Below are 24,633 nucleotides of genomic sequence, written 5' to 3'. Positions count from 1 at the left end.
CTACGCGGCTTCGGTAGGCCAATCGGGTCCGAACGGTCGAACGAAACGCATAGTCGCCTTGGGCGTAAGATTGCGATTTGGCCGGACCCGGAACACGGACCCGGACACAGCCCCGGAACACGGCGGACGACCAAGCGGAGGACGGAATCCCGCGGAATTCGTCGTGGTGTGAGGGTTACCCATCGGTAGAGGTGACGTTTACGTCGCCGCGGTACACGATGGATACGCCGTACGGCCCGCTCCCCCCGTGCCTGTTCCCTGGCGGCAGAAGAGGCAAGTTCCACCACCCCGTCCCACCACCAGCCGCAGTAGCCGCAGTACCCGCAGGACCCACAGGCGCGCCCCGCGAGACGACGTGACCGGTCGGACGACCGGCCCGGCCCGGATGCGGGGTGCGACACGACCCGAACAGCGAAGGAACAGTGTGGCTTCCGGATCCGATCGCAACCCGATCATCATTGGCGGCCTTCCCAGCCAGGTCCCGGACTTTGATCCCGAGGAGACCCAGGAGTGGCTCGACTCGCTCGATGCCGCCGTCGACGAACGGGGGCGTGAGCGCGCCCGCTATCTGATGCTCCGCCTGATCGAGCGGGCGCGCGAGAAGCGCGTGGCCGTGCCCGAGATGCGCAGCACCGACTACGTCAACACCATCGCCACCAAGGACGAGCCGTTCTTCCCCGGCAACGAGGAGATCGAGCGGAAGGTCCTCAACGCGACCCGCTGGAACGCCGCGGTGATGGTCTCCCGCGCGCAGCGTCCCGGGATCGGCGTCGGCGGTCATATCGCCACCTTCGCGTCCTCCGCATCCCTGTACGACGTGGGCTTCAACCACTTCTTCCGGGGCAAGGACGGCGGTGACGGCGGCGACCAGATCTTCTTCCAGGGGCACGCGTCCCCGGGCATCTACGCCCGCGCCTTCCTGCTCGACCGGCTCAGCGAGGCGCAGCTCGACGCCTTCCGCCAGGAGAAGTCGAAGGCCCCGGACGGGCTGTCCAGCTACCCGCATCCGCGGCTGATGCCGGACTTCTGGGAGTTCCCGACCGTCTCGATGGGTCTCGGTCCCCTCGGCGCGATCTACCAGGCGCGGATGAACCGCTACATGGAGGCGCGCGGCATCGCCGACACCTCCCGGTCGCATGTGTGGGCGTATCTGGGCGACGGCGAGATGGACGAGCCGGAGTCGCTGGGGCAGCTGTCGATCGCGGCCCGTGAGGGTCTGGACAATCTCACCTTCGTCGTCAACTGCAACCTTCAGCGGCTCGACGGCCCGGTGCGCGGCAACGGCAAGATCATCCAGGAGCTGGAGTCGCAGTTCCGCGGGGCCGGCTGGAATGTCATCAAGCTGGTCTGGGACCGCTCCTGGGACCCGCTGCTCGCGCAGGACCGCGACGGTGTGCTGGTCAACCGGCTGAACACCACGCCGGACGGTCAGTTCCAGACGTACGCCACGGAGACGGGCGCGTACATCCGGGAGCACTTCTTCGGTGACGACCAGCGGCTGCGCGCCATGGTCGAGTCCATGACGGACGAGCAGATCCTGCATCTGGGGCGCGGCGGACACGACCACAAGAAGGTTTACGCGGCGTACGCGGCGGCGAAGGCGCACACGGGCCAGCCGACGGTGATCCTCGCGCAGACCGTGAAGGGCTGGACGCTGGGTCCGAACTTCGAGGGCCGTAACGCGACGCACCAGATGAAGAAGCTGACCGTCGCCGACCTGAAGGGTTTCCGGGACCGGCTGCATCTGCCGATCACGGACCGGGAGCTGGAGGACGGGCAGCCGCCGTACTACCACCCGGGCAAGGACTCGGAAGAGATCCAGTACATGCACGACCGCCGCAAGTCCCTGGACGGTTATGTGCCGACCCGCGTGGTGCGGTCGAAGGCGCTGGCGCTGCCCGGCGACAAGACGTACGCGGCGGCGAAGAAGGGGTCGGGGCAGCAGTCGATCGCCACCACCATGGCGTTCGTGCGGGTGCTGAAGGACCTCATGCGGGACAAGGAGATCGGCAGGCGTTTCGTGCTGATCGCGCCCGACGAGTACCGCACGTTCGGTATGGACGCTTTCTTCCCGAGCGCGAAGATCTACAACCCGCTGGGGCAGCAGTACGAGTCGGTCGACCGTGAACTGCTGCTGGCCTACAAGGAGTCGCCGACCGGGCAGATGCTGCACGACGGCATCTCGGAGGCGGGGTGTACGGCGTCGCTGATCGCGGCGGGTTCGGCGTACGCGACGCACGGCGAGCCGCTGATCCCGGTGTATGTCTTCTACTCGATGTTCGGTTTCCAGCGGACGGGCGACCAGTTCTGGCAGATGGCCGACCAGTTGGCGCGTGGTTTCGTACTGGGCGCGACCGCCGGTCGTACGACTCTGACCGGTGAGGGTCTTCAGCACGCGGACGGCCACTCGCAGTTGCTCGCCTCGACCAACCCGGGCTGTGTCAGCTACGACCCGGCGTTCGGCTACGAGATCGCGCACATCATGCAGGACGGGCTGCGCCGGATGTACGGGCAGCCGCACCCGGGCGAGGACCCGAACGTCTTCTACTACCTGACGGTCTACAACGAGCCGATCCAGCACCCGGCCGAGCCCGAGAACGTGGACGTCGAGGGCATCCTCAAGGGCATCTACCGCTACAAGCAGGGCGAGCGGGGCGCCATCCCGGCGCAGATCATGGCCTCCGGCGTGGCCGTGCCGTGGGCCGTCGAGGCGCAGCGGATCCTCGCCGAGCAGTGGGACGTGCGCGCCGATGTCTGGTCGGCGACGTCGTGGAACGAGCTGCGCAGGGAGGCCGTCGACGTGGAGCGGCACAACCTGCTCCACCCGGAGGAGGAGCAGCGCGTGCCGTACGTGACGCGCAAACTGTCCGGCGCCGATGGCCCGTTCGTCGCGGTCTCGGACTGGATGCGCGCCGTGCCGGACCAGATCTCGCGCTGGGTGCCGGGGACGTACCAGTCGCTGGGCGCGGACGGTTTCGGCTTCGCGGACACGCGTGGCGCGGCCCGCCGGTTCTTCCACATCGATCCGGAGTCGATCGCTCTCGGCGTGCTCACGGAGCTGGCCCGGGAGGGCAAGGTGGACCGCTCGGTGCTGAAGCAGGCGGTGGACCGCTACCAGTTGCTGGACGTGGCGGCGGCCGACCCGGGCGCCGCGGGCGGCGACGCGTAACGAACAGTGGGTGGGCGGTGGCCGGTTCCGTGGGTACGGAGCCGGCCACCGCCCGTGCCGCAGCCGGCCGGGTACGTCCCGTACCCCCGCTCAGCGCTCCCAGACCTTGAAGGCCCGTACGCGGTGGGGCGACTGCGGGATCCAGGTGCCGTCGCCGGGGTACGTCTCGAACTCGCCGGTCTCCTCGCACTCGTGCGACTGGTAGGTGGTGACGGGCCGTCCGATGCGGTTGACCAGGGACTGGGCGTCGGTGCCGGGCGGCAGCGGGACGCAGTTCTGGATCTCGGTGCGGAACAGTTCGTGGGTCTGGCGGGCGCCCCGGAAGTCCGGTTTCCCCCACAGACAGAGTTCGCCCGGTCCGCACACACCGCGTGGTACGGCGGCGGCGTCGGCGGCCGGAGCCGCGGCCGGCAGCAGGACCGTGGCGGCGGCCAGGGCGGCCGCGGTGAGCAGGGTGGCGGGCGTGGTCGTGGCCATGGTCGTACGCATGATGGTGAACCCCCGTGTCGTGCCGATCAGTTGTCGGCACTCTGACCCGGCGGCCCGCTCCACGGGAAGAGGATCCTGCCTCACTCCACCCGAACAGGCGACGGCCCCGCCGGGGTGTCCGGGCGGGGCCGTCGTCCTGAATCGCGCTGTGTTGACGCACGTCGCGCCGAATGTTGGTCGGGTCAGATGTGGACGCCGCCCCCGGCCGCGTCCGCGTTGTCGCCGCGCTTGGTGCGGGTGGCGACGAACGCCGCGATCACCGCGACCACACCGGCGACCAGGAACGCCAGGCTCATCCCGGACACGAAGGTGTCCTGCATGACTCCGGTGATCTTGTCGAAGACATCGGGCGTCATGCCGGGCGCCTCGGCCAGCTCCGGCGGGGCGACACCGATCTCGGCGGCCTGCTCCAGCTTCGGGTCCAGTGGCAGCGGAACGCCCGCGTCCTGCCAGTTGCCCTCAAGGTCGGCGCTGACCTTGGCGGACATGACGGCGCCGAGCACCGCCGTACCGAGCGCGCCGCCGACCTGCATCGCGGCCTGCTGGAGACCACCCGCGACACCGGACAGCTCCAGCGGCGCGTTGCCGACGATGACCTCGGTGGCGCCGACCATGACCGGGGCCAGGCCCATGCCGAGCAGCGCGAACCAGACCGACATCACCAGCGTGCCGGACCCGGGCGACAGGGTGGACATGCCGAACATGGCGGCGGCGGTGGCGACCATGCCGCCGACCAGCGGGACGCGTGGTCCGAACTTGGTGATCAGCATGCCCGCGACGGGCGAGGCGACGATCATCATGGCGGTCAGCGGCAGCAGGTGCAGACCGCTGTCGACGGGGCTCATCCCGTGTACGCCCTGGAGGTAGAACGTCACGAAGAACAGGCCGCCCATGAAGGCGAAGGCCATCAGCACCATCAGGATCGCGCCGGCGCTGAGCGGGACGGACCGGAACATGCTCAGCGGTACGAGGGGTTCCTTGACCTTCGTCTCCCAGACGGCGAACAGGACGAAGCACAGGGCCGCCGCGCCCAGGAACGCCCAGGTGCCGAGCGAGGTCCAGCCCCAGGACTCGCCCGCCTTGATGATCGCCCAGATCAGCGAGAACATCGCGGCCGAGAGCAGCAGGATCCCGACGACGTCGAAGGACTTGGGCGCGTTCGCCGCGCGGTGGTCCTTGAGGATCACCAGGCCGAGGATCAGGGCGAGGATGCCGACGGGCACGTTGATGAAGAACACCGACTGCCAGCTGACGTGTTCGACGAGCAGACCGCCGACGATCGGGCCGCCCGCGGTGGAGGCGCCGATGACCATGCCCCAGATACCGATGGCCATGTTCAGCTTCTCGGCCGGGAAGGTGGCGCGCAGCAGGCCCAGGGCGGCCGGCATCAGCAGGGCGCCGAAGACGCCCTGGAGCACGCGGAAAGCGACGACGAACCCGACGCTGTCGGAGAAGCCGATGATGGCGGAGGCCGCGGCGAAGCCGGCGATGCCGATGAGGAAGGTCTGGCGGTGGCCGAAGCGGTCGCCGAGCTTGCCCGCGGTGATGAGAGCGACGGCGAGCGCGAGGAGATAGCCGTTGGTTATCCACTGCACCTGGGCGAAGGTCGCACCGAGGTCTTCTTTGATCACCGGGTTGGCGATCGCGACGATCGTGCCGTCGAGCGCGACCATCATCACGCCGATGGCGACGGAGAAGAGCGTCAGCCAAGGGTGGCCGCGCAGCCCCTTGGGGGCTTCCGGAACCGCGTCCCTGGGATCGTTCGGCGCCGGTTCGACGGTAGTCTGACTAGTCATGTCGCGAGGCTAATGACAGCGTCTGACAGTTGACAAACCATTTCACCTGTCTGTAACTGTCATGTGGCTCACATCTCACTTCGAGCCGACATAGGCACACGAAATACGCACACGAGATTACGCGCACGAAGCGCACCGGACGTGACGGGCGCACCGGTCGCACCGGTCGTACGGGAAAGAGGACCGGAGAACGATGGACGGGCAGCGGGCGGCACAGCACCCGGCCGGACTCCGCGAGTTGAAGAAGCGGCGCACGCGTGGCGCCCTGCTGCGGGCGGCCCTCGACCTGTTCACGACGCGGGGGTACGACGAGACCACCGTCGACGAGATCACCGAGGCCGTCGACGTCTCCCAGCGCACCTTCTTCCGCTACTTCGCCGGCAAGGAGGAGGCGGCCTTCACCATCCAGGACATGGTGGAGACGCGCTTCCTGGCGGAGCTGCGTCAACGCCCGTCCGAGGAGACCCCGTTCGAGGCGATGCACCACGCGGTGCTGGCCGCCTGGAACAGCATCAGCGAGGCCATCGAGTCCCTGGTCCCGGTCGAACTGCATCTGCGCGTCTACCGGATGATCGAATCCACCCCCTCCCTGCTGGCCGCGCATCTGCGGCGCGCCACCGAGCTGGAGGAGCAGGTCGCGCGGGTGATCGCCGAGCGTGAGGGGCTCGACGTGGAGAGCGATCCGCGTCCGCGCGTGGCCGTCGCCGCGTTCTCCGGGGTGATGCGGGTGGCGGGACGGCTGTGGGGACAGGGCCGGGAGACCGGTCTGGACGGGCTGCGTGAGCTGACGGAGTCGTATCTGGACGAGCTCGTGCCCGCGCTCGCGGGTGACTGGAGCGCTCCGCGAGAGCCGTCGACCGGAGTACGAGAGGACCTGTGAGCACTCACGGCGGGTGACGCCCGCGCCCCGGCCGCTGCCCAGCAGCCGTCCGCACGAGGCCGATTCACACCTTCCGCCCTGTTACGTACGCCACAGGCACGCTCTATTGCGTGCGCGCCACCCCGACCGAGCGTAGCCAAACGCCAGTTCACCCCTCGACGGGGAGTGACCTGTCTCACGCTCACCCCGAGGGCCGCCGTACGTCTCCTAGTGTGTCGTGCGGTGACTTCCTTCGACTCCTCCCCGTCCCTCACCGCGTGGCGCACTCTGCTGGCACTCGCAGTGGTCTTCGTGATGCTGGCGACCACCGGGTGGACCGCCCTCCAGCAGCACGGCGAGCACGGCACCGCGCGGGAGAGAGCCCTGTCGGCCTGGGAGAAGGGCCGGGTCGGGCTCCTCGACCTGCCGGACCCCGGGTCGTCGCCGCGGCGGCTGGCCGCGTTCTTCGCCTCGCTCACCACCGCGCAGCGGATCCGGCTCGCCGACCGCTACCCGCTGGTGGTGGGCAACCTCAACGGCGCGCCCCTCACCCTTCGCTACCGGGCCAACCGGCTGGCCGTGATCCAGGCGCGCGACGTCGAGCGCGGACGGATGCACGACAGCAGGCTGTCCTTCGCGGGACGGCACCAGGCGACGCTTCGGATGCACCGCTTCGAGTCGATGACGACCGGCGACCGGCACATCCTCGCCTTCGATCCGACCGGCAACGGCCGGGCCGCCGAGGTCTTCGGCGATCTCGGCAGCGCCGAGCGCGTGTCGGTGGTCGTGCCGGGCGTCGACACGAACCTGCTGACGTTCGAGCGGACCGACCGCCACTTCACCGCACCGGTCGGCATGGCCGCGTCGCTGTACGACGCGGAGCGGGCGGCCTCGCCCCGTACCCGTACCGCCGTCATCGCCTGGGCCGACTACACGGCACCCGCCGGTCTCGGCATGGACGCGGCGATCGGGAGACTGGCCTCGAACGGTGCAGTACGCCTCAACGCGCTCACCGCGGCGCTGCCCGGCGACTCGCGGGTCTCGCTGATCTGCCACAGCTACGGCTCCGTGGTCTGCGGCATCGCCGCGCGCCAACTGCCCGGCCGGGTCACGGACGTGGCGGTCGCGGGCAGTCCCGGCATGCGGGTCGACAACGCGGGACGCCTCGACACCCACGCCCGGGTCTGGGCGATGCGCGACCAGGACGACTGGATCCAGGACGTGCCCTACCTGGAGGTCGGCGGGCTCGGCCACGGCGCCGACCCGATGGCACCGGACTTCGGCGCACGGGTGCTGTCCGCGCGGGGCGCGGTCGGCCACAGCGGCTATTTCGAGCCGGGGACGGAGAGCTTGCGGAACTTCGCGGACATCGGGGTCGGTTCGTACCGCGACACCAGCTGTGCGGACGACGGTGACGCGTGCCGGAGCGACATCTCCGGCGCGGAAGTGATCTGACGCGCGTAGAACTCGGTGGGCGGGGTGGGTGCCGAGGGGCGACGTGCGGCCTTTCGCCGCATACGATGAGGCACATGGGTGATGTGCTGGCCGGAATTCATGCCACCTGGGAGTTCGAAAGCGACTCCGTGCTCATCCGCTTCGAACGGGGGATACGCACGCCAAGACTCTTCCAGGCACTGCGCGAACGGCGCGTACCGCACGAGGCGTTGGCGTCGGTGACGCTCTCCCCGGGCAAGCGCGGGACGGTGGTGCTGCACGCCGTGCCCCGAGCGGGCGCCGACCCCCTGATGGAGGCGGCGGCGGGCCAGCTCAAGGACACCGGCGATCCCTACCGGCTGGTGCTGCCCGCGGAGCGCGAGACGCTCGCGGAGTACTACGCGGACGAGTTGCGCGCCGCCATCGCCACGACCGGGCCGCTCGACGAGAAGGAACCGGCCGACCGCTATCTGGTGGACCCTCCCCCGGCGCCCCTGCACTTCAAGGCGTACGACGGCAAGGCGTCCTTCGACGGGGCCAAGGTGTCCTTCCGCTGGTTCTGGACCGGCGCGTCGTCGGCGAAGTGGAAGGCGGGCGACCAGCGCTTCGGCGTCCCGGAGCTGTGCGGCGTCGAATGGCGCTCCCCCGAGGTCTTCGACGGCTACCTGCGGCTGCTGCGCCGCGGCGACCGGCAGCAGCCCGCGCAGGCCGACCACGACCCGGCGGCCGTGGTGTTCGGCCTCGGCTATGGGCCGGTCCACGAGTCGCTGCCGTTCGCGGCGGCGGTACTGGCCGCCGTACGGACGTCGGGCTCCGGTCCCGCCGTGGACGCGGTTCCGGCCCCGGTGCCGGTGATGGCGTCGGGCCGGCGCGACCCGGCCGACATCGCCGATCGGATCAGGCACCTCGGGGAGCTGCACGAGGCGGGGCTCGTCACCGACGACGAGTTCAGCGCGAAGAAGGCGGAGCTGCTGGCGGAGCTGTGACGCGCGTAGCCGGCCGACCCCCTACTGGGGTATGAGCCCGACGGTGGCTCCTGGGTATGACGCCGCCGGTACGCGCGCTGCATACGCTGGACCGGCCATGAGTACCGAAGATCCACCTCCCCCGCCCGTCCCCCCGGCGACCCGCGCCGCCCGTGCCGGTGAGTCGCTGCGCTCGCTCGGCAACGCCCTGCGCACCCCGGCCGTGTCCACCGAACCGCTGCTGGCACACGCCGCCAAGCGGTGGCAGCGCTTCGCGCCGTACGTCATCGCCTTCGGCTTCGCCGTCGCGCTGCTGCCGACCACGGTGACCGTGCTCGTCCAGGACTACCAGCTGGCCGGCGGCTGGGCGGGGGCGCTCGCCACCGCGCAGGCCGCGCCGCTGCTGCTCGCCGTGACCCGGCCGCTCCAGGCCTGGTGGATCATCTTCACGGCGGACATCGTCGGCGCGGTGCTGCTCCTGACTTCGGCGGGCGACCTGGACGGCCGGTCCTGGCCGTGGACGCCGATGGCCGTCGTCGGCTACCTCCTGCTGATGGCGTGCCTGGGGCTGCGCGAGCCGCGCCGTACGCTCCTCGCCGTCTGGCTCGCGACCGGGGCGGCGGGGCTGGTCTTCGAGCTGATCTCGCAGGAGCGCAGCGACGGCGTCCACCTCCTGCTGTTCGTGCTCAGCGGGACGATCCTGCTCGTCACGGCCGCCCTGCGCGAGCGCGGTGACGCCCAGCGCAGGCTGGTGGAGCAGAAGACCATCAGCGAGGTCGAACGCGCGCAGCGCACACTGCTGGAGGAACGGACCCGTATCGCCCGCGAGTTGCACGACGTCGTCGCCCACCACATGTCCGTGATCACCGTGCAGGCCGACTCGGCGCCGTACCGGATCGACGGGCTGCCGGACGCGGCGCGCGAGGAGTTCTCCACGATCGCCGCCGGTGCCCGGGAGTCGCTGACCGAGATGCGGCGGCTGCTGGCGGTGCTGCGCAGCGACGGCTCGGCGGGTGAGCGGGCGCCGCAGCCGGGACTGAGCCGCGTCCAGCAACTGGTCGAGGCGACGGTACGGGCCGGGGTGCCCGCCGAGCTGTCCCTGGCGGCGGATCTCGGCCCCGTCCCGCCGTCGGTGGACCTCTCCGCGTACCGCATCATCCAGGAGGCCCTGTCCAACGTCGTACGGCACGCACCCGAGGCACCGACCCGGGTCTCGGTGACCGGGAACGCAGACTGGCTGACCGTGCTGGTCGTCAACGGGCCGCCCGCGACGGCGCGCACATCCCCGCTGGAGGCGTCCGGCACGGGTCACGGGCTGATTGGTATGCGCGAACGCGTACGGTTGACCGGCGGCACGCTGGACACCGGACCACTGCCGGACGGCGGGTTCCGGGTCGCCGCGAGGCTGCCGCTGGCCCCGGACGCCGCCCCGACCTCAAAGGACCCTTCGTGACCATCCGCGTGATCATCGTCGACGACCAGGCCATGGTGCGGGCGGGGTTCGCCGCGCTGCTGTCGGCGCAGGCCGACATCGACGTGGTCGGCGAGGCGCCGGACGGCCGCCAGGGCATCGAGGTCAGCCACCGCACCCACCCCGACGTGGTCCTGATGGACGTCCGGATGCCCGAGATGGACGGCCTGGCGGCGGCCCGCGCGCTGCTGGACCCGCCGGTGGGGGTGGTGCACCGGCCGAAGGTGCTGATGCTGACCACCTTCGACGTGGACGACTACGTGTACGAGGCGCTGCGCGCCGGAGCCTCCGGGTTCCTCCTCAAGGACGCGCCGCCCGCGGACCTGATCTCGGCGGTCCGCGTGGTCGCGGCGGGCGAGGCGCTGCTGGCGCCGTCGGTGACACGCCGGCTGATCGCGGACTTCGCGCAGCAGCGGCCGGCACCACGCAAGGACCGCTCGCTGCGGCTGAAGGGGCTGACGCCGCGCGAGACGGAGGTGCTCGAACTGATCGCGCGGGGGCTGTCGAACCAGGAGATCGCGGATCACCTGATCCTCGCGGAACAGACGGTGAAGACGCATATCGGGCGGGTGCTGGCGAAGTTGGGGTTGCGGGACAGGGCGCAGGCGGTGATCTTCGCGTACGAGTCCGGGGTGGTCGCGCCCGGGGGTTGATCGCCTGCCCCCGGCGGGGGGCGGCGGGGGCGGCCCTGCGGGCCGGGGTCGGCCTCAAGCGCCGGCCGGGCTGGGGTGGTTGGGGTGCTGGCCGGGTTGGTCGGACCGGGTCCGCGTGGTGGCGGGGTTCGTCCTCAAGCGCCGGACGGGCTTGAAATGCGCCCGCCCGGCGGCGGGTTGAGGCGCCTGTGGTGCGGCCGGTGGCCGGGGGCCGCTCCGGGTCATGCCCGGAGCGGCATGATTTACGGCGCCCAGCGGTCTTGGGAGGGCTGGTCCGAGTTGCGCCACACATCACGCTTGAGTGTCCGGACACACCCACCCTCAGGCCCCGAACCCCGACCGGCAGCCGACAACCGCAACCACCAAGCCCGGCCGGCGCTTGAGGCCGAACCCGACCCGCAGGCGCGGACAGACGCGCACCCCGACTGTCAGCCGACACCCGCAACCCACCCAAGCCCGTCCGGCGCTTGAGAACAACGGCCACCGGGGCGGCACCGGTGAACCCACCCCGCCCCCTACCCCAGTAGCACCCCCGACTTCACCCCCCGGTGTGACGCCCCCGCACCCGTCGTCTTCCTACCTTCCTCCCGCCACGACACACCCCGTGGCCACGACGAGGGAGACGCGAAATGCGCCGCTACAGAAGGACCTTGGTCGCCATCGCGCTGATGGCCACCCTGGTGTCGGGCACCGCCGGATGGGCCGCCGGGAGTGGGCAGCGGCCGGTCGACGGGCCGCCGCCCGGTACAGCGGCCTGGCGGCACGACGGGGCGTTCGGGCGCGCGCTGCCCGACCCCGAGACCGCGGCCCCCGCCCAAGTCGCCGCCTTCTTCGCCACGTTGAGCGCCACGCAGCGGCAGGAGCTGACCGAGCGGCACCCCTCGGTCGTGGGGAACCTCGACGGCGTCCCCGTCGAAATCCGGTACCGGGCCAACAGGCTCGCTCTCGCGAAGGACCCCCGCTACAGCCGTCTCGCCGCGCCCGGCCGGCAGATCGTCGCCTTCGACCCGAGAGGCCGCGGCACCGTCGCCGAGGTGTACGGGGATCTGCTGACGTCCCGTCATATCGCTGTCGTGGTACCGGGATCGGACATCGACGCGGGGACGTACGACCGGTCCGGAGACGCGTACGGCACCCCCGCCGGGATGGCCACGTCGCTGCGGACCGCGACCGGAGGGCGTACCGCCGTCGTGGCGTGGGCCGGTTACACGACGCCCGTCGGCGTGGGGCTGGACGCCGCGACCGGGGAGCTCGCCGAGGTGGGGGCGGAGCGGCTGGCCCGGTTCACCGAGGGGCTGGCGGCGGTCGGCGCCGGGACACCGAAGCTGTTCTGCCACAGCTACGGCTCCGTGGTGTGCGGGCTCGCCGCGAGTGAGGCGGCGGCCAGCGACATCGTGGTCCTGGGCTCCCCCGGCATGCGCGCCGACACCGTGGACGCGCTGCGCACGGACGCCCGGGTGTGGGCCGCGAAGGACCCGTCGGACTGGATCTCCAAGGTGCCGAACGTCGAGTTCCTGGGCCTGGGCCACGGCACGGACCCGGCGGCGGCGGACTTCGGGGCGCGCCGGGTGCCCGCGCGGACGGCGCACGGGCACACCGGTTACTTCGCCCCCGGCACGGACTCGCTGCGCGCCTTCGCCTCCATCGCGACGGGTGGTGAGGTGCGATGAGGCTCGTCGAGAGGATCGAGGCGCGCACGCCCGCGTCCCGGGACCGCGCGATCGACGGTCTGCGCGCGCTGGCGCTGCTCGCGGTGCCGACCGGGCACTGGCTGCTGGGCGGATTCACCCTGGACGGCGGCGCGTTGCGCAACGCGAGCCCGCTGGGCACGTTCGGCTTCCTCGCGCCGGTGAGCTGGGTGCTCCAGATGCTGGGCATCTTCTTCCTGGTCGGTGGTTACGCGTCGGTGCTGTCGTACGGGCGCCGGAAGGGGTCCACTGCGGCATGGCTTCGCCAGCGTGTCGTCCGGCTGGGGCGGCCGGTGCTGGGTGTGACGGCGGTGTGGGCGGTGCTGATTCCGGTGCTGTACGCGGCCGGTGTGCCGGGGACGACGCTGCGTACGGGCTCGACGCTGGTGGTGCAGCCGCTGTGGTTCGTGGGGGTGTACGTCGTGGTGACGGCGCTGACGCCGTACTGCGTGCGGGCGGCGCGGCGCCTGGGCGCGTGGGCCGCCGCGCCGTTGCTGGGGGTGGTGGCCGTCGTGGACGTGCTGCGGTACGGCCCGTTGGGCGATTCCATGCCCGGGTGGCTGAGCGTGGTGAACATCCTGCCGGGCTGGCTGTTCGCGTATCAGCTGGGCGTGTCGTGGGGTGAGGGCAGGATCGGCCGGCGTGGTGCGCGGGTGCTGCTCGTGGGCGGCGGGGTGCTCTTCGCCGTACTGCTGCTGGTCTTTCACTACCCGGCGTCGATGGTCGGGGTGCCCGGCGAGGCGCGGACCAATTCGCATCCGCCGTCGCTGCTGGTGCTCGCGCTGGCCGCCGCGCAGAGCGGTGCGGCGATCCTGCTGCGGGACCGTATCGCGCGAGTGCTGCGCAGGCCCGCGCTGTGGGCGCCGGTCGTGGTGATCAATCTGTCGGCGATGACGATCCTGTGCTGGCACCAGACGGCGATGCTGGCGGCGGCGGTGCCGGGGTCGTATCTGGGCGCGGTGCCGGGGCTGACGACGGCGCCGGACTCGCTCGGCTGGATTCTGGGCCGGGTGCTGTGGATGCCGCTGTTCGCGGTGGTGCTGGTGCTGATCGCCCGGTACGCGCGGGTCTTCGAGACGCCGTGGCAGTCGGGGACACGTACGGCGAAGGCCCGCCGGGCGGCGGCTGGGCTGCTCGCGGCGGGCTTCGCGGTGTACGCGCTGGCGTCGTGACGCGGGCACTACTCGCGGGCCGTGGCCGTCGACGACATGTCCCGGTAGCGGTCGCCGGTGACCTGGCCGGCGATCGGCTCCAGGAGCGCCAGTTGCTCCGGGGTGAGGGTGATGCGGGTGGCGGCGGCGTTCTCCAGCAGGCGCGAGCGCTTGCGGGTGCCGGGGATCGGTACGACGGTCAGGCCGTGCACCTGTGCCCGCTGCCGCACCCAGGCGAGCGCGATCTGGCCGAGGGTCGCGCCGTGCGCGGCGGCCACGGTGCGCACGGGTTCGAGGAGCGCGGCGTTGCGGCCCGCGTTGTCGCCGGTGAAGCGGGGCTGGTCGCGCCGGAAGTCGTTGTCCGTGAGTTCCTTGTCGGCCTGCGTGAACGAGCCGGTCAGGAAGCCGCGGCCGAGCGGTGAGTACGGTACGAGTCCGACGCCCAGCTCCGCGGCGGCGGCCACCGCGCTGGTCTCGACGTCGCGGGAGAACAGCGACCACTCGGACTGGAGCGCGGTGATCGGGTGCACGGCGTACGCCTCGCGCAGCTCCGCGCCGGTGACCTCGCTGAGGCCGAGGTGTTTGACCTTGCCCTCGGTGACGAGGTCGGCCAGCGCGCCGACGGACTCGGCGAACGGTACGGCGGGGTCGCGGCGGTGCGTGTAGTAGAGGTCGATGACGTCGACGCCCAGGCGCCGCAGGGAGCCTTCCACGGCCTGCTTGATGTATGCGGGGTCGTTGCGGATGCCCCGGTGGGTGGGGTCGTCGCCGCGCTCGATGCCGAATTTGGTGGCGAGGGTGATCTCGTCGCGGTGTGCGGCGACGAAGGGCGCGAGGAACGTCTCGTTGGCGCCGCGCCCGTACACGTCGGCGGTGTCGATGAGGGTGACCCCGGCTTCGACGGTCGCTTCGAGGGTGTCGCGGGCGGCGGTCTCGTCGGTGTCGCCGTAGAACTCGCTGATGCCCATGGCGCCGAAGCCCTGGACGCCGACCGTGGGTCCGGTGGCGCCGAGTGTCACCGTGCCGATCTTCTCCGTGGTGCTGGTCATGAGGCCCTTTCCGACGCCCGGTGCGCACCGGCGTAGTAGTCGATCTTGCGGTCGAGTACGGCGAGGGTGTCGTGGAGTTCGGCGATCCGGGTGCGTACGTCGCGCCGGGTCTGCTCCAGCAGCTCCTGCCGCCGTTCGAAGGTGTGCTCGCCCTCCCGGACCAGTTCGGCGTAGCGGACCATGTCGGCGACCGGCATGCCGGTCAGGCGCAGTTTGCCGACGAAGGTGAGCCAGTCGAGGTCGCGATTGGTGAAGCGCCGCTGCCCGGTGTGCGACCGCTCGACGTGCGGCATGAGCCCGATGCGCTCGTACCAGCGCAGGGTGTGCGCGGTGAGGCCGGTGAAGGCGACGACTTCGCTGATCGTGTACTGGTCCCGGCCGACGGGGCGGGGGTGCGGCGTCGGGGCCGATACGCAGATGTCCTTGGGCCCGGTCCGGACGGGGGTGCTTTCCATCAGCGTCATACCTTCAACGTAGAACCTTGGAGTGCGCTCCAGGCAAGTGGAACCCGTGACGATTCTCGCGCGTCGCCGTCCCGGGGTCCGGGGCCGTGGGGGGCCGGTCTACGCTCGTGGGCATGCAGAGCCTGGCGATGATCGAGAACTGGCCGGTACCGGCCGCCGCGGCGGCCGTCGTACGGGCGGACGGCACGGTGACCGGGTCGCACGGCCCGGCGTCGCGCCGTTTCCCGCTGGCGTCCGTGACCAAGCCGCTCGCCGCGTACGCGGCGCTCGTGGCGTACGAGGAGGGGGCGATCGAGCTGGACGAACCGGCCGGGCCCGAGGGCTCGACGGTCCGCCATCTCCTCTCGCACACCAGCGGTCTGGCCTTCGTCGAGCACCAGGTGGCGGCCCCGCCCGGCACCCGGCGGCTGTACTCGAACGCGGGTTTCGAGGTGCTCGGGGACCACATCGCCAAGGCGACGGACATCCCGTTCCCCGAGTATCTGCGCCAGGCGGTCCTCGAACCGCTGGGCATGGTGTCGACCACCCTGGACGGCTCGCCCGCCTGGGCCGGCACCTCGACGGTGGACGACCTCGTCCGGTTCACCGCCGAACTCCAGGCGCCGCGGCTGCTCGACCCCCGTACGGTGCTGGAGGCGATGACGGTGGTCCATCCGGGACTGTCCGGGGTCCTGCCGGGCTACGGGCACCGGAACCCCAACGACTGGGGCCTGGGCTTCGAGATCCGCGACTCCAAGTCGCCGCACTGGACGGGGAGTTCGTCGTCGCCGCGCACGTTCGGCCACTTCGGGCAGTCCGGCACGTTCCTGTGGGTCGACCCGGACGCGGGCGCGGCGTGCGTGGCGCTGACGGACCGGGACTTCGGCCCGTGGGCGGTCGAGGCGTGGCCGCCGTTCACGGACGCGGTGCTGGCGGAGCTGCGGGGTCTCTAGGAACCCAGTTCCCAGATCAGTACCTCGGCCGGGGTCAGCGCGGTCAGTTCGAGGCCGTCGGAGTCCGTGATGCGCGCCGAGTCGCCGGGGCCCAGTTCCACTCCCGCCAGGACCACCAGTCCCCGCACCACGTGCAGATACGCGTACGCCGCGTCGGGCACCGCGGACCGTTCGTCCTCCTTCAGCCGGCGCACGTGCAGCATGGCGCGTGCCTCGGGCAGGGCGTAGGGCGTGGAGTCGGCGATGCCGTGCACGATCTCGTACCGGGGGTCGCCGCCGGGGGCGAGCGGGGCGAGCCACATCTGGACGAAGACCAGCGGCTGTTCGCCGTCGTTGCGCTCCACGTGCCGTACGCCGCCGCCCGCGCTGAGCCGCTGGACGTCGCCGGGCCGCACCAGCGTGGCGTTCCCGGCGGAATCGCGGTGGGTGAGCTGTCCTTCGACGACCCAGGTGACGATCTCGGTGTGGCTGTGCGGGTGTTCGTCGAAGCCGGCGCCGGGCGCGAGGCGTTCCTCGTTGCAGGCGATCACCGCGCCGAACCGGAGGTTGTCGGGGTCGTAGAACTGCCCGAAGGAGAAGGCGTGCGAGGACTCGATCCCGGCGGACGGGTCACCACCGGGATAGCGGTCGTCTGCGTACCGAACGGAAATCACGGTCCCCACGGTAGACCCGGCCCGGCACGTGGCCGTCCCGATAAGGCAGTCTTGTCCCGTGCCTGAACCCGCGAACGAAGCCCATCCGCATCCCGCGACCCTGCGCCGACTGGAGAAGTCGGCGGGCAGGCTGGCCGCGAACGCGATCGCCCGCATGGACGAGAAGCTGCCGTGGTATCGGGCGATGCCGCCGGAGAACCGTTCCTGGATCGGTCTGGTGGCGCAGGCCGGTATCGCGGCCTTCACCGAGTGGTTCCGGCACCCCGAGACCCCGCAGGCCATCTCCACCGACGTGTTCGGTACGGCGCCGCGCGAGTTGACGCGGGCCATCACGCTGCGCCAGACCGTCGAGATGGTGCGCACCACCATCGAGGTGATGGAGTCGGCGATCGAGGAGGTCGCGGCGCCCGGTGATGTGTCGGTGCTGCGCGAGGCGCTGCTCGTGTACGCGCGGGAGATCGCCTTCGCGACGGCGCAGGTGTACGCGCAGGCCGCCGAGGCACGCGGCGCCTGGGACGCGCGGCTGGAGTCGCTGGTGGTGAACGCGGTGCTGTCGGGCGAGGCCGACGAGGGCGCGGTGTCGCGGGCCTCGGCGCTGGGCTGGAACTCGCCCGATCATGTGTGTGTGCTGCTGGGCACCGCGCCCGACGGGGACAGCGAGCTGACGGTGGAGGCGATCCGCCGGGCCGCGCGGCACGCCAAGCTCCAGGTCCTGACCGGGGTGCTCGGCGACCGGCTGGTGGTCATCGCGGGCGGCAGCGACAATCCGCTCCAGGTCGCGAAGGCGCTGATCGGGCCGTACGCGGCGGGGCCGGTGGTGGCGGGGCCCGTGGTGCCCGACCTGCTGGCGGCCACGAGGTCGGCGCAGGCGGCGGCGGCCGGGCTGAAGGCGTGTTCGGCGTGGCAGGACGCGCCGCGTCCCGTACTCTCCGACGATCTCCTGCCGGAGCGCGCGATCGCGTCGGATCCGGCCGCGCGTGAGCAACTGGTGGAGGAGATCTACAGACCACTCGAAGAAGCGGGCTCGGCGCTGCTGGAGACTCTGAGTGTGTATCTGGAGCAGGCGAGCAGTCTGGAAGGCGCCGCGCGGATGCTGTTCGTGCACCCCAACACCGTGCGCTACCGGCTTCGACGTGTGACGGACGTCACCGGTTGGTCGCCGTCGGACGTCCGTTCCGCTTTCACTCTGCGGATCGCCCTGATCTTGGGAAGGCTGGCCGACGGGGAATCACCCTCCTAGCCTTTTGTGGGACATCAACAATTCCCCCGACGGTTCTTCGTCCTTGTCCCCACGGGCGGCGGAGGCCGTCCGCACGAGAGAGTGTGAGGGTGCTCGTACTCGTCGCTCCCGGCCAAGGCGCTCAGACGCCCGGCTTCCTGACTCCCTGGCTCGACCTTCCCGGCGCCGAAGACCGGCTGCGGGCGTGGTCGGACGCCATCGGCCTCGATCTGGTCCACTACGGCACGAAGGCCGACGCGGACGAGATCCGTGACACCGCGGTGGCCCAGCCGCTGCTGGTCGCCGCGGGGCTGCTGTCCGCCGACGCCGTACGCGGGCTCGTCGGCGACGGTGCGCGGATCGGCGCGGTCGCCGGGCACAGCGTCGGCGAGATCACCGCCGCCGTGTACGCGGGCGTGCTGAGCGAGGAGGCCGCGCTGGGCTTCGTCCGTACGCGCGGACTGGCCATGGCCGAGGCGGCGGGCATCACGCCGACCGGTATGGCGGCGCTGCTCGGCGGCGACCCGGACGTGACCCTGCCGCATCTGGCGAAGCTCGGCCTGACCTCGGCGAACGTGAACGGCGCCGGCCAGATCGTGGCCGCCGGCACCCTGGAGCAGATCGCCGCGCTGGAGGCCGACAAGCCCGAGGGCGTACGGCGCGTGGTGGCCCTCAAGGTCGCGGGCGCCTTCCACACCGAGCACATGGCTCCGGCGGTGGCGACGCTGGCGGACGCGGCCGGAAAGCTCGCCGTGTCCGACCCGGCCCTGCCGTACGTCTCCAACAAGGACGGGCAGACTGTGCCCACGGGGGCCGAGGTCGTCGCACGTCTGGTGGGCCAGGTCGCCAACCCGGTCCGCTGGGACCTGTGCATGGACACGTTCAAGGAGCAGGGTGTGACCGCGCTGATCGAGCTGTGCCCCGGTGGCACGCTGACCAACATCGCCAAGCGCGCCCTGCCCGGTGTACGGATCCTCGCGCTGAAGACCCCCGCCGACCTCGACACGGCTCGCGAGATCGTCGCAGAGCACGCTTCCTAAGGAGCCCGAGAGAGCATGGCGAAGATCAGGCCCAGCCAGGGCGCGCCGTACGCCCGCATCATGGGTGTCGGCGGCTACCGTCCGACGCGCGTGGTGCCCAACGAGGTGATCCTTCAGACGATCGACTCGTCCGACGAATGGATCCGCTCCCGCTCCGGTATCGCGACCCGGCACTGGGCCTCCGAGGAGGAGACCGTGGCGATGATGTCGATCGAGGCGTCCGGCAAGGCCATCGCCGACGCCGGGATCACGCCCGAGCAGATCGGCGGCGTGATCGTGTCGACCGTCTCGCACTTCAAGCAGACGCCGGCCATCGCCACGGAGATCGCCGACCGGATCGGCGCGGGCAGGCCGGCCGCGTTCGACATCTCGGCGGGCTGCGCCGGCTTCGGTTACGGGCTGACGCTCGCCAAGGGCATGGTCGTCGAGGGCTCGGCGGAGTACGTCCTGGTCATCGGTGTGGAGCGGCTGTCGGACCTGACCGACCTCGAAGACCGGGCCACGGCCTTCCTGTTCGGCGACGGCGCGGGCGCGGTCGTCGTCGGCCCGGCGCGGGAGCCGATGATCGGTCCGACGGTCTGGGGTTCCGAGGGCGACAAGTCGAACACGATCATGCAGACCGTGCCGTGGGACGACTACCGTAACGGCACGCCGCAGAAGTTCCCCGCCCTCACCCAGGAGGGCCAGGCGGTCTTCCGCTGGGCCGTCTTCGAGATGGCGAAGATCGCCCAACAGGCCCTCGACGCGGCCGGGATCACCTCGGCGGACCTGGACGTCTTCATTCCGCACCAGGCCAATATGCGGATCATCGACTCGATGGTGAAGACTCTGAAACTGCCGGAGCACGTCACGGTCGCCCGCGACGTCGAAACCACCGGCAACACCTCGGCCGCCTCGATCCCGCTCGCGATGGAGCGGCTTCTGGCGACCGGTCAGGCGAAGAGCGGCGACACCGCGCTCGTCATCGGCTTCGGGGCGGGTCTCGTGTACGCCGCGACGGTCGTTACCCTCCCCTAGTGCCCCGACCGGCAATGTTTGCCCGAAAGGAGCGTCGTCCAGTGCGTGCGACCGCAAGGCGGCCGGAAGTCCTCGTAGCGGAGCTACCAGGGCTTTTGGCCGACGCGGCGAGCGTGCGTGATGGGCGGCGCGACGGAGCGAAACTTGCCGGTCGGGCACCAGGCACACCGGAGCCTTCCGGACCGTGCTTGTACAAATCCCTCTGCTCACGCTGAATATCGAAGGAGCGCCCACATGGCCGCCACTCAGGAAGAGATCGTCACCGGTCTCGCGGAGATCGTGAACGAGATCGCCGGCATCCCGGTCGAGGACGTCCAGCTGGACAAGTCCTTCACCGACGACCTGGACGTCGACTCGCTGTCCATGGTCGAGGTCGTCGTCGCCGCCGAGGAGCGCTTCGACGTGAAGATCCCGGACGACGACGTCAAGAACCTGAAGACCGTCGGCGACGCCGCCGACTACATCGCGAAGCACCAGGTCTGATCCAGGTCGCGCGGCTGACGCCACCCGGTGGTGGCGCCGTAAAAAAATTCCGCACCCTCTACACGTGGAGAAAGAATTCCAGTGAGCCCGACCAATCGCACCGTGGTCGTCACCGGTATCGGCGCAACCACACCGCTGGGTGGCGACAGCGCATCGACCTGGGAGGGCCTGCTCGCCGGCCGCTCGGGCGTCAAGCCCCTCGAAAGTGAGCGGTTCGCCGATCTGCCTGTCCGGATCGCCGCGCTCGCCGCGGTCGATCCGGGCGACGTGCTGCCCCGTCCGCTCGCCCGCAAGCTGGACCGCTCGGCGCAGTTCGCGCTGATCGCGGCCCGTGAGGCGTGGGCCGACGCGGGCTACAAGGCCAAGGCGGGCGAGGACGAGTCCATCGCCCCCGAACGCCTCGGCACGGTCATCGCCTCCGGCATCGGCGGCGTGACCACCCTCCTCGACCAGTACGACGTGCTGAAGGAGAAGGGCGTACGCCGCGTCTCCCCGCACACCGTGCCGATGCTGATGCCGAACGGCCCCTCCGCGAACGTCGGTCTGGAGGTGAACGCCCAGGCCGGCGTGCACACCCCGGTCTCCGCGTGCGCGTCGGGCGCCGAGGCCATCGGGTACGCCGTGGAGATGATCCGCACCGGCCGCGCCGACGTCGTGGTGGCGGGCGGCACGGAGGCGGCGATCCACCCGCTGCCGGTCGCCGCGTTCGCCAACATGATGGCGATGTCGAAGAACAACGACGAGCCCGAGAAGGCGTCCCGCCCGTACGACAAGGCCCGTGACGGCTTCGTCCTCGGCGAGGGCGCGGGGGTCGTGATCCTGGAGTCCGCCGAGCACGCCGCCGCCCGCGGCGCGCGGGTCTACTGCGAGGTGCTGGGCCAGGGCCTGTCCGCCGACAGCCACCACATCGCCCAGCCGGAGCCGACCGGCCGCGGCGTCGCGGCGGCGATGCGGAATCTGCTCGACAACACCGGCATGAAGCCGTCGGAGGTCGTGCACCTGAACGCGCACGCCACCTCGACGCCGCAGGGCGACATCGCGGAGATCAAGGCGCTGCGCCGGGTGCTGGGCGAAGACCTCGACCATGTCGCCGTCTCCGGTACGAAGTCGATGACCGGCCATCTGCTGGGCGGCGCGGGCGGCATCGAGACGGTGGCGACGGTCCTCGCGCTGTACAACCGGCTGGCCCCGCCGACGATCAACCTCGACAACCCGGACGAGGAGGTCGACGCGGACATCGTGCGCGGCGAGCCGCGGGTGCTGCCCTCGGGCACGATCTCGGCGATCAACAACTCGTTCGGCTTCGGCGGCCACAACGTGGTACTGGCGTTCCGCTCGGTCTGAACGACCTGTTCCCGACCGCCGGACGGGCTCGAAATGAGCCCGTCCGGCGGGTACTTCACGCCCGTCCGGCGATTGAGGACAAACCACCCACCGGCCGGCACTGGCTCAGGTGTCGAAGCTCGCGAAGTACGTCGCCGCCATGTCCTGCGCGCCGTGCCCCTTCGCCTCCGCCCGCGCGAAGCGGTTCGCCCCCGCCTCCGCGATGTCCAGGCGAACCCCCTCCGCCTCGCCCGCTGAAACGATCAGCCGCGCGTCCTTCGCGGCCGTGGTGAGGGCGAAGTTCGGGGTGTAGTCGTCATCGAGGATCGCCGACGCCTTGATGCGGAGGTAACCGCAGTCGAGGCTGCCGCCTGCCATGGCGTCCAGGAAGCTCCGCGGGTCGACGTCCAGTCCCTTCGCCAGGGCCAGCGCCTCGGCCGTTCCGTGGGTGAGCGTCAGGACCCAGCTGTTGCAGACGAGTTTGAGCCTCGTCGCCGCACCGGACGCGCCGTCCGCGCCGACCCAGACGGTGCGGTCGCCCACGGCCGCCAGCACGGACGTGACGGCCTCCCGCGCGTCCTCGGGACCCGCGCCGAGAACGACGAGTTTCCCCTGTTCGGCGGGGCCCTTGGTGCCCAGCACGGGCGAGTCGAAGAAGACCAGTCCGTGCGTGTCCGCCAGCTCCGCGAGTGGGGTGAGCCCTTCCGTGCCCACCGTCGTCGTCTGGAGCCAGACGGTGCCGGGCCGCAGCCCCGGGGCCGCCGCCGTCATCGTCTCCAGGACGGCGGCGCCGTCGTACAGCATCGTGAGGACGACGTCCGCGCCGCGTACGGCGTCCGCCGGGCTGTCCGCGACGCGCGCCCCGTCGGCCGCCAGCGGCTCCGCCTTCGCGCGGGTACGGTTCCAGACCCGGACGGCGTGCCCGGTCCGGCTGAGATTGCGGGCCATCGCGGCGCCCATGATGCCCGTGCCGAGAACAGCTACTTCGAGTTGATCAGCCATCCGCCCACGGTAGAACGAGGCCGTACGGTCCGCCTCAGACGACCTGGTGCAGCCAGCGCACCGGGGCGCCCTCGCCCGCGTACCGGAAGGGCTCCAGCTCGTCGTCCCACGGCTTGCCGAGCAGCTTCGCGACCTCGGCCGCCAGCTGCGTCTCGCCGGTCAGCGACCGGGCGAGGGCGGCGCGCAGCCGGTCCTCGGGGACCAGGATGTCGCCGTGCATGCCGGTGACGGCGTGGAAGATGCCCAGCTCGGGGGTGGCGCTGTAGCGCTCGCCCTCGGCCGTGGGGCTGGGTTCGGCGGTCACCTCGAAGCGCAGCATCTGCCAGCCGCGCAGCGCGGAGGCGAGCTTGGACGCCGTGCCGGCCTCGCCCTGCCAGGAGAACTCGGACCGCCAGGTGCCGGGTGAGGCGGGCTGCCGGATCCAGTCGAGCTGCACGCGCAGGCCGAGGACGCCCGCCACCGCCCATTCGACGTGGGGGCACATCGCGCGTGGCGCGGAGTGAACGTACAGAACACCACGTGTGGTCACCGGGACCTCCAGTGTGGGACGAGGTTCGCCTTGCCCAGGCGGCCTCAGTAAACAACATCGGGCATGAAGACCCGCAAAACGGACAGTATGTGACGGGATGTAACGTACCGGAGTCGAAGAGCGTTGTTGACTCCGGTACGACGCCTGAAAAGCTACCTTGCGCGGGGGGCGTGGGGGTGCCGTACTGTCGGTCCCACGGGCGATATACGCGAAGCTTTCACTCGCCAGGACGCCGCCGTACGCATGACGACGCCCACCCGGAGGGTTCGGACGATGCCTCAGAGCCCTCAGGGACCAGGTGAGCGACACCTCGGCGGACGCCCCGCCCGCCGCCGCGCTCCGTACGCGGGCGCCGCCGCCACCTGTGCCGGGCTGCTGGTCGCGGTCGCCGCCCTGGCCGGTTGCGGCGCTCCGGACGGCGCGGATCCGGACTGGACGAAGGCGAAGGCGAGCCAGTCGCCGCCGCCCAAGCCCGTCTGGGACCGCAGTCCCACCTCGATAGCCGCCGTCGGCGACTCCATCACCCGTGGCTTCGACGCCTGCGGGGTGCTCAGCGACTGCCCCGAGGTGTCCTGGGCGACGGGCACGGACGACGGGGTGCGCAGCCTCGCCGCGCGGCTGCTCGGGAAGACGGGCGTCGCCAACCGCAGCTGGAACTACGCGCGCTCGGGCGCGTCCGTCGCCGAGCTGCCCGCGCAGCTGACGAAGGTGGCGGCCCACAAGCCGGATCTGGTCACGGTCATGATGGGCGCCAACGACGCGTGCAAGGACGAGGCGGAGCTGATGACGCCGGTGGCCGAGTTCCGCGCGTCGTTCGAGGAGTCGATGCGCCGGCTGCGCGCGGACTCCCCCAAGACGCAGGTGTACGTGGCGAGCGTGCCCGATCTGAAGCGGCTCTGGTCCGAGGGGCGGGACAATCCGCTGGGCCGGCAGATATGGAAGCTGGGGATCTGCGCGTCGATGCTGGGCGATTCGCAGGACATGGGCGCCGCGGCCCAGGAGCGGCGGGCGACGGTGCGGGCGCGGGTGGTCGCGTACAACAAGGTGCTCAAGGATGTGTGCGCGAAGGATGAGCGCTGCCGTTACGACGGCGGGGCGGTCTTCGACTTCCGGTTCACCGGCGACCAGTTGAGCACGTGGGACTGGTTCCATCCGAGCAGGAACGGCCAGGGGAAACTGGCCGAGATCGCCTACCGCAACGTCGTCGCGGCCGAGTCCCCGGCGTAGGGTCGGCGACCGTGAGCGAG

The 24,633-nt window shown here is 71.0% G+C and carries 22 protein-coding genes; 15 read left to right on the top strand and 7 right to left on the bottom strand.

The genetic code is table 11. The features are described from left to right. Nucleotides 1-424 precede the first annotated feature (424 nt). Nucleotides 425-3,169, top strand: coding sequence for a pyruvate dehydrogenase (acetyl-transferring), homodimeric type (gene aceE, locus OG700_RS28515; RefSeq protein WP_405618440.1), 2,745 nt, complete (start codon nucleotides 425-427; stop codon nucleotides 3,167-3,169). 90 nt (nucleotides 3,170-3,259) lie between these two features. On the opposite strand, the gene OG700_RS28510 is transcribed toward aceE, so the two are convergent. Further along, the gene (locus tag OG700_RS28510; protein ID WP_405618438.1) at nucleotides 3,260-3,646 is read right to left on the bottom strand and encodes a peptidase inhibitor family I36 protein; all 387 of its coding nucleotides are present in this window, start codon (nucleotides 3,644-3,646) and stop codon (nucleotides 3,260-3,262) included. Nucleotides 3,647-3,840: 194 nt separating this feature from the next. Beyond that, nucleotides 3,841-5,454, bottom strand: coding sequence for an MFS transporter (locus OG700_RS28505; protein ID WP_405618436.1), 1,614 nt, complete (start codon nucleotides 5,452-5,454; stop codon nucleotides 3,841-3,843). A gap of 193 nt (nucleotides 5,455-5,647) precedes the next feature. Here OG700_RS28505 and OG700_RS28500 point away from each other — a divergent pair, with 193 nt between their 5' ends. The 7 genes from OG700_RS28500 (at nucleotide 5,648) to OG700_RS28470 (ending at nucleotide 13,696) form a co-directional block, all read left to right on the top strand. Beyond that, complete coding sequence (locus tag OG700_RS28500) at nucleotides 5,648-6,334, top strand: TetR family transcriptional regulator (RefSeq protein WP_405618434.1); 687 nt, start codon at nucleotides 5,648-5,650, stop codon at nucleotides 6,332-6,334. Between the two features lie 222 nt (nucleotides 6,335-6,556). Further along, nucleotides 6,557-7,768 carry an alpha/beta hydrolase gene (locus OG700_RS28495; protein WP_405618432.1) on the top strand — a complete coding sequence of 404 codons (1,212 nt, stop codon included), beginning with the start codon at nucleotides 6,557-6,559 and terminating at the stop codon, nucleotides 7,766-7,768. A 74-nt stretch (nucleotides 7,769-7,842) separates the two neighbouring features. Next, nucleotides 7,843-8,733 carry a DUF4429 domain-containing protein gene (locus OG700_RS28490; RefSeq protein WP_405618430.1) on the top strand — a complete coding sequence of 297 codons (891 nt, stop codon included), beginning with the start codon at nucleotides 7,843-7,845 and terminating at the stop codon, nucleotides 8,731-8,733. Nucleotides 8,734-8,830: 97 nt separating this feature from the next. Next, nucleotides 8,831-10,165 carry a sensor histidine kinase gene (locus OG700_RS28485; protein WP_405618428.1) on the top strand — a complete coding sequence of 445 codons (1,335 nt, stop codon included), beginning with the start codon at nucleotides 8,831-8,833 and terminating at the stop codon, nucleotides 10,163-10,165. Beyond that, nucleotides 10,162-10,836: a response regulator gene (locus OG700_RS28480; RefSeq protein ID WP_405618426.1), complete on the top strand. Its 675-nt coding sequence runs from the start codon at nucleotides 10,162-10,164 to the stop codon at nucleotides 10,834-10,836. Before OG700_RS28485 ends, OG700_RS28480 begins: the two co-directional genes overlap by 4 nt. A gap of 629 nt (nucleotides 10,837-11,465) precedes the next feature. Beyond that, on the top strand, nucleotides 11,466-12,506 hold the full coding sequence (locus OG700_RS28475; protein ID WP_405618424.1) for an alpha/beta hydrolase: 1,041 nt from the start codon (nucleotides 11,466-11,468) through the stop codon (nucleotides 12,504-12,506). Then, nucleotides 12,503-13,696: an acyltransferase gene (locus OG700_RS28470; RefSeq protein ID WP_405618421.1), complete on the top strand. Its 1,194-nt coding sequence runs from the start codon at nucleotides 12,503-12,505 to the stop codon at nucleotides 13,694-13,696. Before OG700_RS28475 ends, OG700_RS28470 begins: the two co-directional genes overlap by 4 nt. 8 nt (nucleotides 13,697-13,704) lie before the next feature. Here OG700_RS28470 and OG700_RS28465 read toward each other — a convergent pair whose 3' ends face one another. Continuing rightward, entirely contained in the window at nucleotides 13,705-14,724 is a 1,020-nt protein-coding gene (locus OG700_RS28465) for an aldo/keto reductase (RefSeq protein ID WP_405618419.1), read from the bottom strand. Next, nucleotides 14,721-15,188, bottom strand: coding sequence for a MerR family transcriptional regulator (locus OG700_RS28460; protein WP_405618417.1), 468 nt, complete (start codon nucleotides 15,186-15,188; stop codon nucleotides 14,721-14,723). The genes OG700_RS28465 and OG700_RS28460 overlap by 4 nt, the downstream gene beginning before the upstream one ends. Nucleotides 15,189-15,301: 113 nt before the next feature. On the opposite strand from OG700_RS28460, the gene OG700_RS28455 reads away from it, so the two are divergent. Further along, nucleotides 15,302-16,120, top strand: a complete 819-nt coding sequence (locus OG700_RS28455; RefSeq protein WP_405618415.1) for a serine hydrolase domain-containing protein — start codon at nucleotides 15,302-15,304, stop codon at nucleotides 16,118-16,120. On the opposite strand, the gene OG700_RS28450 is transcribed toward OG700_RS28455, so the two are convergent. Then, on the bottom strand, nucleotides 16,117-16,770 hold the full coding sequence (locus tag OG700_RS28450) for a pirin family protein (protein WP_405622038.1): 654 nt from the start codon (nucleotides 16,768-16,770) through the stop codon (nucleotides 16,117-16,119). The two genes, OG700_RS28455 and OG700_RS28450, sit on opposite strands and share 4 nt — an antisense overlap. Nucleotides 16,771-16,831: 61 nt before the next feature. On the opposite strand from OG700_RS28450, the gene OG700_RS28445 reads away from it, so the two are divergent. From OG700_RS28445 to fabF, 5 genes are all read left to right on the top strand, one after another. Then, nucleotides 16,832-18,013 carry a helix-turn-helix domain-containing protein gene (locus OG700_RS28445; RefSeq protein WP_329388215.1) on the top strand — a complete coding sequence of 394 codons (1,182 nt, stop codon included), beginning with the start codon at nucleotides 16,832-16,834 and terminating at the stop codon, nucleotides 18,011-18,013. A gap of 89 nt (nucleotides 18,014-18,102) precedes the next feature. Then, a complete protein-coding gene (locus tag OG700_RS28440) occupies nucleotides 18,103-19,032 on the top strand; it encodes an ACP S-malonyltransferase (protein ID WP_405618413.1) in 930 nt (309 codons plus the stop codon). A 15-nt stretch (nucleotides 19,033-19,047) separates the two neighbouring features. Beyond that, nucleotides 19,048-20,049 carry a ketoacyl-ACP synthase III gene (locus OG700_RS28435; protein ID WP_405618411.1) on the top strand — a complete coding sequence of 334 codons (1,002 nt, stop codon included), beginning with the start codon at nucleotides 19,048-19,050 and terminating at the stop codon, nucleotides 20,047-20,049. 234 nt (nucleotides 20,050-20,283) lie between these two features. After that, nucleotides 20,284-20,532 (top strand): acyl carrier protein, encoded by a 249-nt coding sequence (locus OG700_RS28430; protein WP_356593394.1) that lies wholly within the window; start codon nucleotides 20,284-20,286, stop codon nucleotides 20,530-20,532. A gap of 81 nt (nucleotides 20,533-20,613) precedes the next feature. After that, entirely contained in the window at nucleotides 20,614-21,876 is a 1,263-nt protein-coding gene (gene fabF / locus OG700_RS28425) for a beta-ketoacyl-ACP synthase II (RefSeq protein WP_405618408.1), read from the top strand. 105 nt (nucleotides 21,877-21,981) lie between these two features. Here the strand turns inward: fabF and OG700_RS28420 are convergent, their stop codons facing one another. Beyond that, nucleotides 21,982-22,857: an NAD(P)-dependent oxidoreductase gene (locus OG700_RS28420; RefSeq protein ID WP_405618406.1), complete on the bottom strand. Its 876-nt coding sequence runs from the start codon at nucleotides 22,855-22,857 to the stop codon at nucleotides 21,982-21,984. A gap of 34 nt (nucleotides 22,858-22,891) precedes the next feature. Beyond that, nucleotides 22,892-23,386, bottom strand: coding sequence for a DUF3145 domain-containing protein (locus OG700_RS28415; protein WP_405618404.1), 495 nt, complete (start codon nucleotides 23,384-23,386; stop codon nucleotides 22,892-22,894). Between the two features lie 273 nt (nucleotides 23,387-23,659). Here OG700_RS28415 and OG700_RS28410 point away from each other — a divergent pair, with 273 nt between their 5' ends. Further along, nucleotides 23,660-24,613 (top strand): SGNH/GDSL hydrolase family protein, encoded by a 954-nt coding sequence (locus OG700_RS28410; RefSeq protein WP_405618402.1) that lies wholly within the window; start codon nucleotides 23,660-23,662, stop codon nucleotides 24,611-24,613. Nucleotides 24,614-24,633 lie beyond the last annotated feature (20 nt).

This window comes from Streptomyces sp. NBC_01508, from assembly GCF_045040315.1.
In the GTDB taxonomy this organism is placed as follows: domain Bacteria; phylum Actinomycetota; class Actinomycetes; order Streptomycetales; family Streptomycetaceae; genus Streptomyces.
Note: the sequence above shows the minus strand (reverse complement) of the source record. Positions and strands in the feature narration are given on the sequence as shown.

Coding starts and splice junctions, on each gene's coding strand:
- OG700_RS28505 (WP_405618436.1), bottom strand. CDS start 5,454: ATGACTAGTCAGACTACCGTCGAACCGGCGCCGAACGATCCCAGGGAC.
- OG700_RS28420 (WP_405618406.1), bottom strand. CDS start 22,857: ATGGCTGATCAACTCGAAGTAGCTGTTCTCGGCACGGGCATCATGGGC.
- OG700_RS28410 (WP_405618402.1), top strand. CDS start 23,660: ATGCCTCAGAGCCCTCAGGGACCAGGTGAGCGACACCTCGGCGGACGC.
- OG700_RS28485 (WP_405618428.1), top strand. CDS start 8,831: ATGAGTACCGAAGATCCACCTCCCCCGCCCGTCCCCCCGGCGACCCGC.
- OG700_RS28500 (WP_405618434.1), top strand. CDS start 5,648: ATGGACGGGCAGCGGGCGGCACAGCACCCGGCCGGACTCCGCGAGTTG.
- OG700_RS28465 (WP_405618419.1), bottom strand. CDS start 14,724: ATGACCAGCACCACGGAGAAGATCGGCACGGTGACACTCGGCGCCACC.
- OG700_RS28435 (WP_405618411.1), top strand. CDS start 19,048: ATGGCGAAGATCAGGCCCAGCCAGGGCGCGCCGTACGCCCGCATCATG.
- OG700_RS28455 (WP_405618415.1), top strand. CDS start 15,302: ATGCAGAGCCTGGCGATGATCGAGAACTGGCCGGTACCGGCCGCCGCG.
- OG700_RS28460 (WP_405618417.1), bottom strand. CDS start 15,188: ATGACGCTGATGGAAAGCACCCCCGTCCGGACCGGGCCCAAGGACATC.
- OG700_RS28475 (WP_405618424.1), top strand. CDS start 11,466: ATGCGCCGCTACAGAAGGACCTTGGTCGCCATCGCGCTGATGGCCACC.
- OG700_RS28430 (WP_356593394.1), top strand. CDS start 20,284: ATGGCCGCCACTCAGGAAGAGATCGTCACCGGTCTCGCGGAGATCGTG.
- OG700_RS28510 (WP_405618438.1), bottom strand. CDS start 3,646: ATGGCCACGACCACGCCCGCCACCCTGCTCACCGCGGCCGCCCTGGCC.
- OG700_RS28470 (WP_405618421.1), top strand. CDS start 12,503: ATGAGGCTCGTCGAGAGGATCGAGGCGCGCACGCCCGCGTCCCGGGAC.
- OG700_RS28490 (WP_405618430.1), top strand. CDS start 7,843: ATGGGTGATGTGCTGGCCGGAATTCATGCCACCTGGGAGTTCGAAAGC.